At 49.5% G+C, this 15961-nt stretch carries 11 protein-coding genes and 1 pseudogene; 8 read left to right on the forward strand and 4 right to left on the reverse strand.

Annotated features, from left to right (window positions below; all coding sequences use genetic code 11):
- The first annotated feature begins 34 nt into the window (after nucleotides 1-34).
- The 7 genes from tsaD (at nucleotide 35) to ACES2C_RS09520 (ending at nucleotide 8503) form a co-directional block, all read left to right on the forward strand.
- A complete protein-coding gene (gene tsaD / locus ACES2C_RS09490) occupies nucleotides 35-1036 on the forward strand; it encodes a tRNA (adenosine(37)-N6)-threonylcarbamoyltransferase complex transferase subunit TsaD (protein ID WP_374166701.1) in 1002 nt (333 codons plus the stop codon).
- A gap of 9 nt (nucleotides 1037-1045) precedes the next feature.
- Nucleotides 1046-1225: a hypothetical protein gene (locus ACES2C_RS09495; RefSeq protein WP_374166702.1), complete on the forward strand. Its 180-nt coding sequence runs from the start codon at nucleotides 1046-1048 to the stop codon at nucleotides 1223-1225.
- Nucleotides 1226-1228: 3 nt separating this feature from the next.
- Nucleotides 1229-2707, forward strand: coding sequence for a 1-hydroxycarotenoid 3,4-desaturase CrtD (gene crtD, locus ACES2C_RS09500; protein ID WP_374166703.1), 1479 nt, complete (start codon nucleotides 1229-1231; stop codon nucleotides 2705-2707).
- An 81-nt stretch (nucleotides 2708-2788) separates the two neighbouring features.
- Nucleotides 2789-6358, forward strand: a complete 3570-nt coding sequence (gene dnaE, locus ACES2C_RS09505; RefSeq protein WP_374166704.1) for a DNA polymerase III subunit alpha — start codon at nucleotides 2789-2791, stop codon at nucleotides 6356-6358.
- A gap of 17 nt (nucleotides 6359-6375) precedes the next feature.
- Nucleotides 6376-6999, forward strand: coding sequence for a hypothetical protein (locus ACES2C_RS09510; protein ID WP_374166705.1), 624 nt, complete (start codon nucleotides 6376-6378; stop codon nucleotides 6997-6999).
- A gap of 89 nt (nucleotides 7000-7088) precedes the next feature.
- Nucleotides 7089-7409, forward strand: coding sequence for a thioredoxin (gene trxA, locus ACES2C_RS09515; protein ID WP_374166706.1), 321 nt, complete (start codon nucleotides 7089-7091; stop codon nucleotides 7407-7409).
- Between the two features lie 161 nt (nucleotides 7410-7570).
- A complete protein-coding gene (locus ACES2C_RS09520; protein WP_374166707.1) occupies nucleotides 7571-8503 on the forward strand; it encodes a DUF58 domain-containing protein in 933 nt (310 codons plus the stop codon).
- Nucleotides 8504-8521: 18 nt separating this feature from the next.
- On the opposite strand, the gene ACES2C_RS09525 is transcribed toward ACES2C_RS09520, so the two are convergent.
- Both ACES2C_RS09525 and ACES2C_RS09530 read right to left on the reverse strand, forming a co-directional pair.
- Complete coding sequence (locus ACES2C_RS09525; RefSeq protein WP_374166708.1) at nucleotides 8522-9847, reverse strand: sensor histidine kinase; 1326 nt, start codon at nucleotides 9845-9847, stop codon at nucleotides 8522-8524.
- 4 nt (nucleotides 9848-9851) lie between these two features.
- On the reverse strand, nucleotides 9852-10529 hold the full coding sequence (locus ACES2C_RS09530) for a response regulator transcription factor (RefSeq protein ID WP_374166709.1): 678 nt from the start codon (nucleotides 10527-10529) through the stop codon (nucleotides 9852-9854).
- A 511-nt stretch (nucleotides 10530-11040) separates the two neighbouring features.
- Here ACES2C_RS09530 and ACES2C_RS09535 point away from each other — a divergent pair.
- Nucleotides 11041-12509, forward strand: a pseudogene (locus tag ACES2C_RS09535) (glycoside hydrolase family 130 protein).
- Here ACES2C_RS09535 and ACES2C_RS09540 read toward each other — a convergent pair.
- Together ACES2C_RS09540 and ACES2C_RS09545 are read right to left on the reverse strand one after the other, a co-directional pair.
- Nucleotides 12506-13519, reverse strand: coding sequence for a glycosyltransferase family 4 protein (locus tag ACES2C_RS09540; protein WP_374166710.1), 1014 nt, complete (start codon nucleotides 13517-13519; stop codon nucleotides 12506-12508). The pseudogene ACES2C_RS09535 and the gene ACES2C_RS09540 overlap by 4 nt on opposite strands.
- A gap of 55 nt (nucleotides 13520-13574) precedes the next feature.
- Entirely contained in the window at nucleotides 13575-15866 is a 2292-nt protein-coding gene (locus ACES2C_RS09545) for a glycosyltransferase (protein WP_374166711.1), read from the reverse strand.
- Nucleotides 15867-15961 lie beyond the last annotated feature (95 nt).

Genomic DNA, 15961 nt, shown 5'->3' on the forward strand with positions numbered 1-15961 from the left:
TTAATTAGTAACAACAATAAATTAAAAATCCGGTTTGGCTACAATCCTTGCTATCGAATCATCCTGCGACGAAACCTCTGCAGCTATCTGTAAAGACGGTAAAATCCTGTCAAATATTATCGCTACCCAGGCAGTTCATCAAAAATACGGAGGTGTAGTACCGGAGCTTGCCTCACGGGCACATCAGCAAAATATCATCCCTGTTGTACAGGAGGCTGTTGCGGCTGCAAAAATAAGTAAAAAAGACATTGATGGAGTTGCTTTTACGCGCGGGCCGGGTCTTCTGGGTTCACTGCTTGTGGGCACTTCCTTTGCCAAGGCTTTTGCGCTTGCCAATTCGCTGCCCCTGATAGAGGTCAACCATATGCAGGCCCATGTGCTGGCTCACTTTATTGACGATCCGAAGCCCTCGTTCCCCTTTCTGTGCCTGACTGTCTCCGGCGGACATACGCAGATTGTGCTGGTGAAAAATTATTTTGATATGGAGATTGTCGGGGAGACGAACGACGACGCAGCAGGAGAGGCTTTCGACAAGACGGCAAAGATCCTGGGCTTGCCCTATCCGGGAGGACCTCTCATTGACAAGTATGCCAGAGAAGGGAACCCCCATGCTTTTGCCTTTCCGGAACCGCAGATCACCGGACTGGATTTCAGCTTTAGCGGCCTGAAAACGTCCATCCTTTATTTCGTTCGCGACAGGCAGAAGGAGGATCCTGCGTTCCTTGAAAAGAATATGGCCGATATCTGTGCATCTGTGCAGTACCGGATCATTACCATCCTGCTCAATAAGCTCCGCAAGGCGGCCCGGCAGTACCGCATCAGCGATGTGGCAATTGCAGGAGGCGTCTCAGCCAATTCAGGCCTGCGGACTATGCTGCAGGAAGCGGCTGAGAAGAACGGATGGCAGGTCTTTATCCCCGCGTTTCAGTACTGTACAGATAATGCTGGCATGATTGCCATTGCCGGCTATTACAAGTACCTCAATCACGACTTTGTTGATCAGGACGTAGCTCCTATGGCAAGGATGAACTTTTAATCCTATACTATGCTTGCACCCACTTTGATATTTGCGATTGTTTTTGTTCTGCCTCTCCTGGCCTTCTATTTCTACGTTGCGCTTCGGGATCGCAACAAGAACCGGATGGCGGGTATTGCGGTGATTGTGGCCCTCTTTATCCTGGGAGCAATTATTGCCTACTTTGTTAACCGCGGAAAAGGAGGATAGCTCTTGGAAGGCCGGCCTCAAATCAGGAAAGCGATTGTAATAGGCGCGGGGATAGGCGGAATTGCTGCATCTGTCCGTCTGGCGGTGAAGGGGTACGCTGTGGATGTTTTCGAATCAAACGCTTACCCCGGAGGAAAGCTTTCTGAATTCGGAAATCAGGGGTTCCGCTTTGATGCCGGTCCCAGTCTTTTCACGATGCCTCAGTACGTTGACGAGCTGTTTGAACTGGCCGGGAAAGATCCCCGGGATTATTTCAACTACCAAAAGCTCGACATGATATGCCGGTACTTTTATGAAGACGGTACCCGGATTTCTGCCTGGGCAGATCCGCTTGCCTTTGCCAATGAAATAGCGTCGCGGACGACCGACAGCGCTGAGTCTGTGAGGCGCTTCATGCAAAAGAGCGAAGAGATCTACCGCATTACCCACCACGTGTTCCTTGAGCGTTCCCTTCACAAACTGAACACGTATTTACGCGCCGATACGCTAAGGTCGGTTCTCGAGTTTCCTAAAATTGACCCCTTCAGGACCATGAATGGCGCTGTGGAGGATTTTTTTAGCGATAGCAAGACCCGCCGCTTTTTTAACCGGTATGCTACATACAACGGCTCGGACCCTTATCGTGCTCCTGCCACGCTGAATGTGATCCCCCATCTCGAGCAGCATTATGGCGCGTGGTTTCCTGAAGGGGGAATGTTCGCTATTACGCGCTCTCTGGTGCAACTGGCTGAAGAGATGGGCGTCAGATTTCATTATAATACGCCGGTGAAGCAGGTGCTGCTCGGCGGAAATCAGGTGAAAGGCGTACAGACGGAGGAGGGCGACTTTTTTGCAGAAGTGGTGGTCTCGAATATGGACGTCTGGTTTGTGTATCAAAAGCTGCTCAAGGGGATTCCCCCGCCAAAGAGGACACTCAGGCAGGAGCGGAGCAGCTCTGCCCTTATTTTCTACTGGGGCATTGGAAGAACGTTTGATGAGCTTGATCTTCATAATATTTTCTTTAGCGAAGACTACCGCGAAGAGTTCAGGTATATATGGGATCAGCAGTCTATTTGTGCCGATCCGACGGTTTATGTGAATATCAGTTCGAAGTATGAAAAGAGTGATGCACCTGAAGGTTGTGAAAACTGGTTTGTGATGATCAATGTGCCGGCAAACAAAGGTCAGGACTGGGACCGGCTGATCCAAGAAGCCAGAGAGCATATCATTCAAAAGCTAAGCAGGAATCTGGGTACTGACATTGGCGCCCTGATCCGCACGGAGAATATCCTTGATCCCCGCAGCATCGAGTCGCTGACCTCCTCCTATCAGGGTGCCCTCTATGGTACCAGTTCGAACAGCCGGTTTGCTGCATTTCTTCGCCATCCTAATTTTTCGGGTGCCGTAAAAGGACTCTTTTTTACCGGGGGAAGTGTTCATCCCGGAGGCGGAATCCCGCTGGCGCTGCTCTCTGCCCGCATCGCCGTTGAAAACGTCGGCTAGACTGTGTCAAGATTTCAACAACCTGACCGGGGATTGCCGAAAATTTGATACCTTCGTGCTTGTCAATCAGAACGATAAGCGATGCCGGAATTCTCTCATTTACACGTACATACCCAATTTTCTTTATTAGACGGAGCTGCTGATATCTCCAAGCTTTACAAGAAGGCGGCTGCGGATGGAATGAAGGCGCTGGCTATTACCGACCACGGTAATATGTTCGGTGTTTTCAAGTTTGTGGCCGAAGCAGGCAAGCACAACGTAAAGCCTATTGTAGGTTGTGAATTTTACGTGGTAGAGGACAGGCATAAGAAGCAGTTCACCAAGGAAAACAAGGACGTCAGATTTCACCAGCTGTTCCTTGCCAAGAACGCACAGGGGTATAAGAACCTTGTTAAGCTTTGTTCCTTTGGCTACATGGAAGGGCTGTATAGCAAGTGGCCCCGTATTGACAAGGAACTTATTCTGAAGTACCATGAGGGTCTTATCGCCACCAGCTGCTGTATCGGTGCGTCTGTACCTCAGGCCATCCTCCGTAAAGGAGAAGAGGAGGCAGAGAAAGAACTGAAGTGGTGGCTCGATCTGTTCGGTGAGGACTACTACATCGAGTTGCAGCGACATGATATTCCCGACCAGCTGATCATCAACGAGACCCTGCTGAAGTTTGCAAAAAAGCATAACGTAAAGGTGATCTGCTCAAACGATTCGCATTATGTGGATCAGCAGGATGCCAATGCACACGATATCCTCCTCTGCGTGAACACCGGCGACTTCCAGAGTACGCCTATTGCCACAGATGAAGAGGGCGGGAAAGGCTACCGTTTCGGTTTTCCGAACGACCAGTTTTATTTCAAGACCCAGGCTGAGATGGCTCAGCTGTTCCACGATGTGCCTGAGTCTCTCGACAATACCAACGAGATTGTGGATAAGGTGGAGCACCTGAAGCTGAAGCGCGATATCATGCTTCCGAACTTCCCCATTCCGCAGGAGTTCAAGGTGCACGTCGATGATACACTGAACCAATGGGAGTACCTGCGCCACCTGACCATGACCGGCGCTCACCAGCGCTATTCGGAAATTACCCCCGACATTCAGGAACGTATTGACTTCGAGCTGAATACCATCAAGATCATGGGCTTCGCCGGATACTTCCTCATCGTGTCAGACTTCATCAAAGCAGGAAGGGATCTCGGCGTATTTATCGGTCCGGGTCGTGGATCGGCTGCAGGTTCTGCTGTCGCCTACTGCATTGGAATCACCAATATCGACCCCATCAAGTATAACCTCCTGTTCGAGAGGTTCCTGAACCCCGACCGTAAGTCGATGCCGGATATCGATACCGACTTCGACGACGAAGGCAGGCAGAAGGTAATTGACTACGTGGTAGACAAATACGGCAAGAATCAGGTTGCCCAGATCGTTACATACGGTTCGATGGCAGCCCGTACCAGTATACAGGACGTGGCGCGTGTGCTGAACGTGCCTCTGCCCGAAGTAAGTGCTCTTAAAAAGCTTGTACCCGAGACTCTGGGCATTACACTGAAGGAGGCATTCAATCAGGTAGACGAACTGAAAGAGATCCTGAAAGGCGATGACCTGAGAGCAAAAGTGCTGAAGGAGGCAGAAAAGCTGGAAGGTTCTATCCGGAATACCGGGGTGCACGCCGCCGGTATCATCATTGCCCCGGAAGACCTTACCAATATTATTCCGGTAGCAACAGCCAAAGACTCCGACCTGCTGGTTACCCAGTTTGACGGGCGTGTGATAGAGGATGCAGGGGTAATCAAGATGGACTTTCTGGGTCTGAAGACCCTCACCATCATCAAGGATGCCCTGCGGATGATCAAGCAGAATCATGGCGTAGACATTGACATCGATTATATCCCGCTTACAGACGAGAAAACTTTTGAACTTTATCAGAAGGGCGACACCAACGGAACATTCCAGTTTGAAAGCGGCGGGATGCAGATGTACCTCCGTGAATTAAAGCCGGATAAGTTTGAAGACCTGATTGCAATGAACGCCTTGTATCGTCCGGGGCCAATTGAATACATTCCTAATTTTATCGCCCGTAAGCATGGCCGGGAGCAGGTAACGTATGACCTTCCCGATATGGAGGAGTACCTGGCCGATACCTACGGGATCACGGTATACCAGGAGCAGGTGATGCTTCTGTCGCAGAAGCTGGCCAACTTTACCAAGGGGGATGCCGACGTGCTTCGTAAGGCCATGGGTAAGAAGGACCGGAAGACCCTGGATAAGCTGAAGCCGCAGTTCATCGAGAATGCAAAAGCCAAGGGTCATGATGAAAAGGTCCTGGAAAAGATATGGACCGACTGGGAAGCCTTTGCTTCGTATGCGTTCAACAAGTCGCACTCCACCTGCTACGCCTTCGTTGCCTATCAGACGGCGTATCTCAAGGCCCATTATCCGGCAGAATACATGGCTGCCGTGCTTAATAACCAGAACAATATTGAGAAGATCTCTTTCTTTATGGAGGAGAGCCGTAAGATGGGTATCCCCGTTCTGGGGCCCGATATTAATGAATCGGGACTGAGTTTCGGTACCAACAAGAAAGGGGAGATCCGTTTCGGGATGTCGGGTATTAAAGGCGTGGGAGAAAAGGCGGTGGAAAGTATCATCGAGGAGCGGATTGCCAACGGGCCTTACGAGAGTGTTTGCGATTTTGCCCGCAGGGTGAACCCCAGGACGGTTAATAAGAAGGTTTACGAAAATCTGGTGTACAGCGGCGCCTTCGACTGTTTCGGCTTTCATAGGGCCCAGTTCTTTACCAATCCCGAGAATAGCCAGATGAACGGCATAGAGCGGTTGATCAAGTATAACAACGACTATCACAACAGCCAGAATAATTCGCAGGCCTCGTTGTTTGGCGGTACCTCAGATGAGGCCATTCCTGAGCCTCAGCTTCCCGAATGCCCTGAGTGGGGGCTGATAGACCGCTTGAAATTTGAGAAGGATATGATCGGGATCTACCTCACCGGACACCCTCTTGATAACTATAAGTTTGAACTGGAGAACTTCTGCTCGCACCGGATTAAGCACCTCGCCCTGATCAAGGCTGCAAGGGAAGGAGAAATGGAAGAAGAAGAGCGCGAAGAGTTCAATAAGATCAGGAACAGGGAAATCGTAGTGGGGGGACTGGTTTCAAATGCCCAGCACCGGACGACAAAGACCGGCAAGCCTTTTGGATCCATGGTGCTGGAAGACTACAGTAATTCCTTCGAAATTGTGATGTTCGGCGAGGAATATGTGAAGCACAAGCTTTTTTTTGCCGACGGATACTTCTTGCAAGTGAGGGGACTGGTGAGCGAGAGGTTTAAGCAAAAGGATAACTGGGATTTCAAAGTCACCCAAATTACCCTGCTTTCTGAACTGAGAGATAAGATGGCCAAGTGTCTGACTATTCAACTGCCCCTTCATGAGCTTTCTGAAAGTTTCATCGTTGAGATGGATAACATGGTGAAGGCCAATGAGGAGCAGAACCCCAGCCGGAACTGCCTGCTCAAATTTGCCGTGTATGATATGGAGGAAACTATTTCTGTGGAGATGCCATCGAAAAATGTGCGTATTTTCCCGAGTAATGAATTTTTAGAGAAGTTGTTGGTGAAAAATCTTACTTTTAAGCTCAACTAAAAAACACATTACTAAACATGAAAAGAATCCTTATCGCCGTAGCGGTGCTTGCTATGAGCTCATTTACGGCCTCATCCCAAACTAAAGGTACTAGTATGGTCGGTTTCGGTATTAGCTCGCACAAGGTGAAATCTGACTACGTTGCTTCTGACTGGCAGGATAGTGAACTCAAAACCAACAATTTCTCCTTAAGTTACGGCGTTTTTGTAAAAGACAATTCTAAGATTGAGCTGACCGGGACCTACGGAAAATCTTCCCAGGAGTACAGTTCCACCAACTCATACGAAACGAAGAGCTACGGTGGTTCGCTGAGCTATCAACATTATTACCCACTGCTAAAGAAGTTTTACGCTTTTGCCGGTGGACTCGGAGCATACAGGTATTCAAAGAGTGAGCAAGTCGATGGTTCCGCTCGTCCTACAACCTATAAAGGAAACTTGTATGGAGTGGGCGCCTACGGAGGTGCGACTTATTTTCTCTCTAACAGATTTGCATTCGAAGCTCAGCTCCTCTCAGCCTCTTTCTATTATGAAAAAGTAAACCAGGGCGGCCCGCAGACTTCAACGAAGAGAACATCCTTTGATGTATCGACCAGCGGTGCTATCAACGACTTGTCGTTCAAGATCTATTTTATGTTTTAATCATTTCCCTGTCAGAATGTCCGCTTCTGCTTGTGGTAAGATTATTGTATAGTTAAATTTGATTTTCAACTCTTGTAAAATATTTTAAAATGGCTATAGAAATAACAGACGCAAACTTCGAAGAAGTGGTGCTGAAATCAGACAAACCTGTTTTGGTTGACTTTTGGGCAGAATGGTGCGGCCCCTGTCGCATGGTCGGTCCTGTTGTTGAAGAATTATCAAAGGAATATGAAGGGCAGGCGGTTGTTGGTAAGGTAAATGTGGATCATAACCCGGGTGTTTCTATGAAGTTCGGAATCCGCAACATCCCAGCTCTTCTGTTCTTCAAGAACGGAGAGATCGTAGATAAGCAGATCGGCGCTGTTCCAAAGTCAGTACTCAACGACAAGCTTGCAAAGCAGCTCGCTTAACCTTAATCAGGTAAAATGAAATAAAAAAACCGGCTTCTCGCCGGTTTTTTTCTTGAAAGTCTATTGGTTATTGAAGGGCCAGGAAGAACCTTCAAGCATCTTTCATCCCCGTTTGAGTGCCCAGCTCATGAACGGCTTTTTTATATACAACCCAGGAGAATATGGATAAGGACTTTTTATCGGGCGACTTCGTCGGCGACAGCGGCTCCATTAATCTCGATCTGCTGGCCCGTCAGGTGGTGGAGGGCTTCATTACCGGGCTGCATAAGAGTCCCTTTCATGGTTTTTCAGTTGAGTTTGCTGAGCACCGGCTTTATAACAGCGGCGACTCGGTAAAGGATATCGACTGGAAATTATACGGGCGGACAAACAAGATGTTTGTGAAGCGCTTTGAAGAGGAGACCAACCTGCGTTGCCAGCTGGTGCTCGATATTTCTTCATCCATGTACTACCCCAGGGAAAACTTTAACAAGCTCATCTTCTCCGCGTGTTCTGCCGCTTCTCTGATCCATTTGCTCAAAAAGCAGCGCGATGCGTTCGGCTTAACCTGCTTCGATGAGAAGATGACGTTTACCTCTCCGGCAAGGTCTACTGTCGCCCATCAAAAATTTCTGTTTGGCCAGCTTGAGAATGTGATGAAGCAGGATGGCCGTCAGGCAGGCACGGCCCTGAGCCAGACGCTGCATGAACTATCAGAGATCCTGCATAAGCGCTCCATGGTGATCATCTTCACCGATGCACTGGAATCTGCTGACCAAGCAGGCGGCGCGCCGGCGCTTTTCAGTGCGCTGCAGCATCTTCGCCACAATAAGCACGAGGTGGTGCTCTTTAACGTGCTCGATCACCGCCATGAAATTCAGTTTGATTTTGAAAACAGACCGTATCAGTTTATTGATATGGAAACCGGGCAAACGCTGAAAGTTCAGCCCTCGCAGATAAAAGATCAATACATTAAAGCGATGGAAGCGTTCAGGCATGAGCTGCAGCTGCGTTGCGCGCAGTACCATATCGACCTGGTTGATGCAGACATAGCGAGCGGTTTCTCGCAGATCCTCCAGGCTTACCTCATCAAACGCAGCAGAATGAAGGGCTGAGAGAGAAAAGCTCTTGTTTCATACCTCAATCGGAATGCCTACCGTAACTCTCGTTCCGTGATTGACTTCAGAGGTGATGTCGACACTGATGTTATGGAATACGGCGATACTTTTAACGATGGCGAGGCCCAGACCGTGACTGTCACTTTCTCTTGAACTTAATTTTTCGAAGCGGTTAAATGCCTTTGATATCATGTCTGTACTCATGCCAATTCCCTCATCCTCAATTACAACCTCGTATATTCCCCGTGAAACATGGTCGCTCACCTTTATACTTCCTTCCTGCCTGTTATACTTGATGCCATTGTTTACGATGTTGACAAACAGCGTATGCATCAGCGCTTTGTTGCCAGGGAAGATGAACTCCTCTTTCAGCTCGTTCACAAAGTGAATGTCTTTTAACACGAAACGGTCTTCGAGGTCTTCCTTCACCTCCTCCAGCACCTCTCTGATGTTCACACGATCTGTTTTTTGGTATTGATTGTTCTCTATTTTAGAGATCAGCAGGAGGCTGTGCACAATGGAGCGGAGCCGGTTCAGGGTCTTTAGAGATGCGATGATCTTCGACTCGCTGGCTTCACTGATGTTTTCCTCCGCCAGCATGTTCTCCAGCCGGGTGCTAATAACCGAAACAGGCGTGAGCAGCTCATGCGAAACATTTGAGATGAATTGCTTTTGCGTGAGGAACTGCTGGGTTATTTTTCTCATCAGGCCGTTGATGCTCTCGTCAAGGTGCCTGAAGTCATAGGTTGTGGTTCTGACCGGCTGGTAGTCAAACTCAGTGGGCTCATCTACCTTGTTGATCTTCTGTTCGATGATCTTATAGAAAGGCGAAAGCAGGTAGCTGGTGAAGGCGTAGTCGGTCAGGAACGTGATAATGGCCGACAGAACAAGCGCGATCAGCGTGAGCAGAAGGATGGTGGTTTTTAGCTGTTTCATCGCTGAAACGGTTTCCCCTATTTCGAGCCGGTAGTAGTCTTTTCCGTACTTAAAGTGGCTCACCAGGATCAGATATTCTCCCTCATGGCCTTCTATTTCCCTTGTGCTGGTGACAAAGCGCTCGCTCCTCCCGTTCCTGATCCTGACAGGGCCGGTCTTACTCAGGATGATGTATTCCTCCTTCAGAATGTTGTAATCGGTGAAGGTTTTTTCCGCTTCTAATAGCTCTGTGATCTCGTTTTTGGAAATGTTCTTAATGAGCTTCTCCTGTTTGTCAAGGATGCGCTGTTTGAGATGGCCAAGCGAAATCTTGTCGAGAAAGATCACGATCACGGCGGCCAGCAGGACGATGATGGCAACCTTGATGATCAGGTTGTACAGGATCAGTTTTATTTGAAGCCTCATAGGATCAGAGGTTAATGCGGTAGCCTATGCTCCTTACTGTTTCAAGCCAGTCTACCTCCGCGTATTGAGCCAGTTTCTTTCTCAGGTTTTTAATGTGGACGTTGACGAAATTAGAATCGGAGTTGATTTCAAGGATGTCGCCCCAGACGTGCTCGGTAAGGGTAGTTCTGGGAATGACCCGGTTTTTGTTGAGCGTCAGATAGTAGAGGATCTCAAATTCCTTGTTGGTAAGGCTGATCCGGTTGTTATCATAACAAACTGTCCGGTTCTCAATGTCCAGTACGAAGCCATGGATGTTGATCTGGTTTTTCTTAAGGTTGTGCTTCCGGCGTGTAATAGCATGCATTCTGGCCAGCAGCTCAGAGAGAGCAAATGGCTTGGGCAGATAATCATCTGCCCCGTGCTCCAGTCCCTCTACCCGGTCTTCAACCGCGTCGCGCGCCGTCAGTATGATCACGGCATCTTCCCTCCCCGGCATTTCTTTCAGTTCTTTCAGCAGGTCCAGCCCGTTCCCATCCGGAAGGCCCAGGTCGAGAAGGATAAAGTCATAGGTGTTCACGAATATCTTCTCGCCGGCACTTGCCTTCTTCCTGGCGTGCTCCGTGAGGTATCCTTCCTTGCTCAGGAATTCATCTATTTCGAGAGCCAGTCCTTTTTCGTCTTCAACGATCAGTACGTTCATGATTGCAACAAGTATATGACAAATGTACTTTAAGTTTTTTAAAGCGCTTTACCATGACTGGGTATTATTGGCGGCGCGGTGACCGCCGGGCAGATCTCATCAGGCCTGTGCGGGTTATATACAGGTTCTTTTCAACTATATTTCTTGTTCGCTTTTGGTGAGGGATGGCTAAGGGGTGAGTGCGGACTGACTGCGGATTTTAGCCGTGAAATCCGGAGGTGACCCGCACTCAACCCGGACTCACCCCGCACTGGAAGTATCGCTGAAACAAATCTGAATCGATGTAAAGGTATCGCTTTGGCGAACAACTGAAAAACAGCCTTGCCAGAATCAAATATAAGAGATTGCTGCAATCAAATCAAGCAGGAGCTCCTGTTATTATATCTCTTTTTAGCGCGGACTGAGTGACAGGTGGGCAGGTGTAAACGATGTGTTAAAAACGTTGTTTACTTCTTGTTATTCAATTAGCAATGATGCTAACTTAGTGTGGTTTAATTAATACTTTTTGCACATGAGAATTCCTATTGAACGAGTACCGGTTAAAGTATATCCCGATTCTAAGCGGGTGATAGCAAGGTTTTTTTTAATGGGGAGGAGCGGGCTAAAGAAGTGATCCAACGGGTGATGGCAATTGAGGAGGAGAACATCTTTGGAATTGTGTCTCCCATTTTGCAGGAATATTCGAAGCGGCATCGCAATATAACGCGTTTGCTTCACCGGCATTGTAACAAGTTAAAGCACCTGTTTGATGAACTTGCTATAGACTACGACGAGGTAAAGCCCTACCGGCGCCTGCTGATCGGCTCTTATTTTACACACGAGTACTCCATCGAGTCGGCTGCGTTTTTTAATCCCTCCATCGTGGAGGACCCCGACCAAACCGACCTGGAGGAAGGGGAAAAAAGGCTCATCATTAGCTTCCGGGCTGTGGGCGAAGGACATATTTCCTCCATCGTGTTCAGGAAAGCGCTGATCGATAAGCATAATAACATCCATGTGATCCCGGTAGGTAATTATATTGATGAAGCGGAAGTCATAAGAAACGCACGGTATAACAAAGAGCTCTTTTTTGAGAAGGCAGCAGCTTCTCTGATAGACCGGGAGGTGCTGACAGAGATCGAGAAGCGGCTGGATGAACATTTTGAATATTCTACCCTGCGAAAATTGATCATGGAGGTGCAGCAGCTTGAAGATGATGAATACAAGAAGCTGCAGTATGAGAAGCTGTTGTGGCTGTCTGATTCTTATTACGAGATGGTGTTTTCCCTTGATACCGATATTACTGACCGCGTTATTTTTCCATTCTCTGAGCTGGAGCGCAAGGGGATTGAAGATGCCCGTTTTGTGAAGTTCACTGAGGATGACGGACATGTAAGGTATTATGCTACCTATACTGCTTTTGACGGGACGATGATCATGCCCAAACTGCTGGAGACAAGCGACTTTTACGACTTTAAAATAAAGCCTCTTTTTGGCAACGGGGCGCAGAATAAGAATCTGGCCTTGTTTCCGCGGAAGGTGAACGGCAATTATGTGATGATGTCGAGGATTGACGGGCAGAATAATTACATCATGTACTCGAAAAACATTACCGTATGGCAAGAGCCGATCCTGCTTCAGAAGCCAAAGTATTGCTGGGAGTTCGTGCAGATGGGTAACTGTGGCTCGCCCATTGAGACCGAGGACGGATGGCTGGTGATCACTCACGGAGTGGGGCCGATGAGGAGGTATTGTCTCGGTGCGAGCCTTCTGGATCTCGACAACCCCAGCCGGGAGATCGGGCGGCTCAGGGAGCCTTTGCTCGTGCCCAATCCTGATGAGCGGGAAGGATATGTACCCAATGTGGTGTACTCATGCGGCTCGATCATCAATAACGGGAAACTGATCATTCCCTATGGCTTGTCGGATTATTCCTCATCGTTTGCTATGGTGGATGTAAGGGCTCTGATCGATAAGCTGAAGAGTGACGGGAAAGCCTAGTGCTTTCCCCCAAGTATCTGGCTGTAAACCTCCATATAATCCTTAGCCATTTTTTCTGCCGAGAACATGGACGCGGCCCATGTATGGCAGGCTTCGCGACTTACGTATGTGAGTTGTTTAACCGCTTCGACAGCTTCGGCAATGTTGTGAACCAGAAAGCCGGTCTTCCTGTCTTTGATCAGTTCAGGCATAGACCCCTTGTTGAAGGCTACTACCGGAGTGCCACATAACATGGCTTCGGCAACGCTCATACCAAAGGGCTCTTCAAAATTGATGGGATGGAGCAGGGCAAGGGCCTTGCTCATCAATGAGTTTCGCATGGCAGGGCCGGCAGCGCCGATGAAGGTGATCTGCTCGTTGAGGTGAGGTTTTACACGGGTGTTGAAATAAGCCTCGTCCTGAATGATACCAGCGATGATCAGTTTTTTTCCGCAGCTTTCGGCGATCTCGATGGCCTCTGCGGTTCCCTTATCGTGATGGATCCTCCCGAAATACAGCAGGTAATCCTCGTGGCTGTCGCTAAAGCTGAAGCTTTCCACATTGAGGCCATTGTAGACAGTGGCTATATAGTCGAGTTCGGGGGCACGGTCTGAATTGCTGATCGATACGTAATGACAGGTGTCATTATATTTTTTATACACCGGGATGATTCTGGGCGATGAGAAGCCATGGATTGTGGTGACGATAGGGGTACTTATTAAACGGGACCAAGTAAGCGGAAGAAAGTCGAAGTGGTTGTGAATGATATCAAAGTTCCGGGCTTTCTCCATCAGGTTGCTGATGTGCAGGCATTCCAGCACTTTGGCGTCCTGATTTCTGTCTTCTTCATATCCCATCTCGATCACGGCATCGAGATGGGCACTGGTCTGAGAGTCGCCTGTGGCAAAGAGGGTAACCTCAAGCCCCGCTTTGACGAGCTCTTCGGTGAGATTATAGGCGACCTGTTCCCAGGGGCCGTAGTGACGGGGCGGGGTCCTCCATGCTACCGGAGAAAGGACAGCTATTTTCATTGCAACGTATTCATTGGCTGGCGGCAGGAACAGGAGCCGCCAGTGAGAGATCTAACTAGCTTTCTAACTTGCTGAGACGGCCTTTGGGCTGAAGTTCCCCGAGGTTTGAGTCCTTTGGCCTTTCGTCGCGTACCTTTAGAACTGCCAGGTGAGAGATGAGATAGGCCAGGGTACTTTCAGCTCCCTGATTTCTATTGAGCTTGCCGGCCTGCAGTCCGTCGCAACATCCCTTGGTCTCGGGATCGTAAAGGGGGATCCGCAGGTGGTTGAGGCCATGGAACCATTGGTAGCAGGTCATCATTTTTCGCAAGATTTCCGGGTCTTTTGTCAGGTGGTAGGCCTGCCCGTACATCAGGATCATGGCCATGGTTTCAATCGGCTGCTGATCGAAGCGCGGCTTAAGTTTTCCTTTCAGAAACCAGCCCTCGTTACCAACAGGGGCGAAGCAATCGTCGTCCATGGTGACATCTTCCAGAAAAGCCATCGCCTTTTGTGCGGTACGAAGTACGTGTTCGTCGCCTGTCACCTCAGCAGCATGGAACAGTGAGAGCGGCAGAATGGCGTTGTCGTATGTCAGTTCGTCTTCAAACCAGTTCCATCCTGTTTTTCTGTCCTCATGATAGGTATCGCAAATGACGGCGGCAAGTCGCTGCAGCTCCTGCATCATCTTTTCGTCGGAAGGGTTTGATTTCATGTAGTAGGACAGGCCGATCAGCGTGTTGGCTGCCCCGCGGATATACTTGAGATCCCGGAAGTGGGGAGTGGCGCTTTCAAAGAGCTCTCTTCCAAATTCACGGTAGGAGTTGTTCGGTGCGGCGTGGATCAGGAAGCCAAGCGCCCATATGGCCCGTCCAAAGGAGTCTTCAGAGCCTTTCTCATCCAGGTAGTTATGGCTGAAGCTAAGGAAGTTGCGGAAGTATCCGTCGTCCCGCTGCATGTAATGGATATAGCTGAGGTAGACGGGGAAGAGGTCTGCAGCTTCGGGACCGGCTTCCTGCTGGTGGGCCATGAGCATCAGGATCAGCGCCCGCGCATTGTCATCGAGGCAATACCCCTCCTTGCGGTTGGGAATGCCGTATTTGGCGTGTTGTATGAGGCCTACCTGGTCAGTAAGGCGGGCAATATGGCTGAGGCTAAAGGAGGGAATCGGTTCCTGTGACGGCGTTTTTGTCCGGTCGGTCTGATAAAGATCTCTGCTTTCGACTGCTTCTCTGAGTAAGCGCAGATATTGCGCGCCGATCTTCGGCCAGCGGAGCCGGAGCCCGTAGCGATATGCGTTCTGTCGTAATTTCAAAAGCTTGGCATCGCTGTTGAGCAGTTCAATTGCGATAGCCGCGAGCGATTGATGATCCTTAAAGTTGAATAGCCGGCCCCGGTTATCGTCAAGCAATTCCTGAGCGTGCCAGTACGGCGTAGAGAGGACAGCCGCTCCGGCGCCTACGGCATACGACAGCGTGCCGCTGGTGATCTGCGCCTCGTTGAGATAGGGCGTCACGTAGAGCGTGCAGGCCGCCAGGTAGCCGATCAGGTCTTCCTCCGATACGAACTTGTTAACGAAATGCAGGTGCTGCTCTACTCCCAGGTCTTTGGCAAGCTGGATCAGCGACTCCCGGTACTCTTCGCCGTCGTTCTTTAAGACTCCGGGATGAGTGTTGCCGAGAACGACGTAGTTCACGTCGGGGTGCTCCTGCGTGATAGCCGGGAGTGCCCTGATCACCGTCTCGAGTCCTTTATTTCTGCTGATCAGTCCGAAGGTAAACAAGACCTTTTTGCCCTTTAACGGGCTCGTCTGGAGAACCGGATTGAGTTGCGGCGCTTCCAGGTCGGGTACGCCGTGCTCTATCAGCTGTATCTTATCTTCCGGGATCTCATATATACGGCTAAGGAAGTCGATGGCGCGTTTGCTCATCACTACAACCGCTGCAGAATGCTTTGCTATCTCCCGTGTGATCAGCTTCTGGATGTAGTCGGGGTCGCGCAGGACGGTGTGGAGTACGGTGATCACCGGCACCTTCAGTCCGTGGATGAGCGACAAGAGGTACGTTCCGCTTTCTCCGCCATAAATTCCGAATTCATGCTCTATAATACACGCGTCAGCGCCGCTCTGATTGATGAATGCGGCCGCCTCAAGGTAGTCGCTTTGACGCTCCTGCCGGATGATGAACCGGACTTCCTCAGGGTAGCTGTACTGCCGGCGATCATCCGATTCGTTCATGGCGATCACGAAAGTCTCGTCGCGGCTGTCCTCGCCCTGCAGGTTTGACTTAATTGCCTGAATCAGGTTGTGATTAAAGGTTGCAATTCCACATTCCCGTGGAAGGTAAGTTGAAATACAAGCTATCTTCATCCTTAGTCGTTTAAGTAAAAAATAAGGTTGTCATTATATAAACTATTTCGCCGCGGGATTTGTTTCGGGATGGGGCGTGTTGCCTTTTGCAGTTA

The organism is Arcticibacter sp. MXS-1 (assembly GCF_041902385.1).
Taxonomy (GTDB): domain Bacteria; phylum Bacteroidota; class Bacteroidia; order Sphingobacteriales; family Sphingobacteriaceae; genus Arcticibacter.

Excerpts from the sequence above, each read along its gene's own strand:
- ACES2C_RS09495 (WP_374166702.1), top strand. The coding sequence starts at position 1,046 with ATGCTTGCACCCACTTTGATATTTGCGATTGTTTTTGTTCTGCCTCTC.
- dnaE (WP_374166704.1), top strand. The coding sequence starts at position 2,789 with ATGCCGGAATTCTCTCATTTACACGTACATACCCAATTTTCTTTATTA.
- ACES2C_RS09510 (WP_374166705.1), top strand. The coding sequence starts at position 6,376 with ATGAAAAGAATCCTTATCGCCGTAGCGGTGCTTGCTATGAGCTCATTT.
- trxA (WP_374166706.1), top strand. The coding sequence starts at position 7,089 with ATGGCTATAGAAATAACAGACGCAAACTTCGAAGAAGTGGTGCTGAAA.
- ACES2C_RS09520 (WP_374166707.1), top strand. The coding sequence starts at position 7,571 with ATGGATAAGGACTTTTTATCGGGCGACTTCGTCGGCGACAGCGGCTCC.
- ACES2C_RS09525 (WP_374166708.1), bottom strand. The coding sequence starts at position 9,847 with ATGAGGCTTCAAATAAAACTGATCCTGTACAACCTGATCATCAAGGTT.
- ACES2C_RS09530 (WP_374166709.1), bottom strand. The coding sequence starts at position 10,529 with ATGAACGTACTGATCGTTGAAGACGAAAAAGGACTGGCTCTCGAAATA.
- ACES2C_RS09540 (WP_374166710.1), bottom strand. The coding sequence starts at position 13,519 with ATGAAAATAGCTGTCCTTTCTCCGGTAGCATGGAGGACCCCGCCCCGT.
- ACES2C_RS09545 (WP_374166711.1), bottom strand. The coding sequence starts at position 15,866 with ATGAAGATAGCTTGTATTTCAACTTACCTTCCACGGGAATGTGGAATT.